Raw genomic sequence first — 1,636 nt, 5'->3', positions numbered from 1 at the left:
GACGGCGACTTGGTCAACGCAGCGTCAGCTGATAGACACGCTCGTCAAGCCGCGTGACGCCCTCCTGCACAAACTTCCAGCTCTCCCCCAGCACGTCTTGCTCTTGCAGCGTCTCCAAGGTCCAGTCCGAACCGAACAACACCTTCACCTCATCATCCGTCACTGCAAACGGCGGCCCGGCTTTTTGCGCCTGATCGTAATCGAGGGTGATCAACAACCCCTGACAACCTGGACGTAGCAGGGTATTCAGATGCTCGACGTACTGCGCACGCATCAATGGCGGCAACGCGATCAGTGCGGCACGGTCATACAGCGCAGTGCAATCAGCCAGCGGCTCAGAACCCAAGGCAAAGAAATCGCCACACCAAATCTCGATCAAATCCGCCTGATACACCTTGAACACGCCCCGCTCGCTGATTCTCGGGGTCAGGTTCTGTTCGCTGAAAAACGCCTCAACCGCCTGCTCAGACAGCTCCACACCCAACACCCGCAGCCCTCGGCTTGCCAACCACATCAAGTCCAGGCTCTTGCCACACAGCGGCACCAGCACCTTGGAGCCTTCGGCAAGGCCCAATAGCGGCCAGTGTCGTTGCAGACAAGGATTGACCTCAGGTAGGTGAAAACCGATCTGATTGCGCGCCCAACGGTCCTGCCAGAATTTAGGCTCCATGGAATCACCCGGAAAATTCGATCAAAAAGGGCTAAAACTTATATTAGATTTAGATCAATGATCTGATTGAAGATGAGCACATATTAACGCTCAGGACCCGACTTATGCTCCCCAGCCTGTTTATTTCCCACGGTTCGCCCATGCTTGCCCTGCAACCCGGTGCCAGCGGCCCTGCGCTGCAACGCCTGGCTGCCGAACTGCCGCGCCCCAAGGCGATTGTGGTGGTGTCGGCGCATTGGGAAAGCCACGAACTGCTGGTCAGCGGCAGTGCCGCCCCGGAAACCTGGCATGACTTCGGCGGCTTCCCGCGCGAGTTGTTTGCCGTGCAGTACCCGGCACCGGGCGACCCGCGGTTGGCCGGCGAGATTGTCGAATTGCTGCACGCCGATGGCCTGAACGCACGCATCGATGATCGCCGCCCCTTCGACCACGGCACCTGGGTGCCGTTGTCACTGATGTACCCGGCGGCGGATATCCCGGTCGTCCAGGTTTCCTTGCCCAGCCGCATGGGCCCTGCATTGCAAACCCGTGTCGGGCACGCCCTCGCCGGCCTGCGTAAACAGGGTATATTGCTGATCGGCTCCGGCAGCATCACCCATAACTTGGGTGAACTGGACTGGCGTGCCGGGCCTGAAACCATCGAGCCCTGGGCACGAGACTTCCGCGACTGGATGGTGGAAAAACTCGCAACCAACGATGAAACCGCACTGCACGACTATCGTCGCCAGGCGCCGCATGCCGTGCGCAGTCATCCAAGCGACGAGCACTTGCTGCCTTTGTACTTTGCACGCGGAGCGGGTGGTGATTTCAGCGTGGTACATCAGGGGTTCACCATGGGAGCCCTGGGGATGGACATCTACCGCTTCGACTGAAGAAACACGCGCGCTTCTCTGTGGGAGCTGGCTTGCCTGCGATTGCGGTACAGCGGTGACAAATGCGCGGACTGAACCACCGCCATCGCAGGCA

Annotated in this window: 2 protein-coding genes; one reads left to right on the top strand and one right to left on the bottom strand. The window is 59.7% G+C overall.

Going from position 1 to position 1,636, the window contains the following annotated elements; genetic code table 11:
* Positions 1-13: 13 nt before the first annotated feature.
* Positions 14-670, bottom strand: coding sequence for a thiopurine S-methyltransferase (locus ACRESD_RS00455; RefSeq protein WP_431749133.1), 657 nt, complete (start codon positions 668-670; stop codon positions 14-16).
* 104 nt (positions 671-774) lie between these two features.
* On the opposite strand from ACRESD_RS00455, the gene ACRESD_RS00450 reads away from it, so the two are divergent.
* The gene (locus tag ACRESD_RS00450) at positions 775-1,542 is read left to right on the top strand and encodes a DODA-type extradiol aromatic ring-opening family dioxygenase (protein WP_431749132.1); all 768 of its coding nucleotides are present in this window, start codon (positions 775-777) and stop codon (positions 1,540-1,542) included.
* Positions 1,543-1,636: the final 94 nt, after the last annotated feature.

This window comes from Pseudomonas sp. (assembly GCF_050739995.1).
Classification (GTDB): Bacteria; Pseudomonadota; Gammaproteobacteria; order Pseudomonadales; family Pseudomonadaceae; genus Aquipseudomonas.
Note: the sequence above shows the minus strand (reverse complement) of the source record. Positions and strands in the feature narration are given on the sequence as shown.

Excerpts from the sequence above, each read along its gene's own strand:
- ACRESD_RS00455 (WP_431749133.1), bottom strand. The coding sequence starts at position 670 with ATGGAGCCTAAATTCTGGCAGGACCGTTGGGCGCGCAATCAGATCGGT.
- ACRESD_RS00450 (WP_431749132.1), top strand. The coding sequence starts at position 775 with ATGCTCCCCAGCCTGTTTATTTCCCACGGTTCGCCCATGCTTGCCCTG.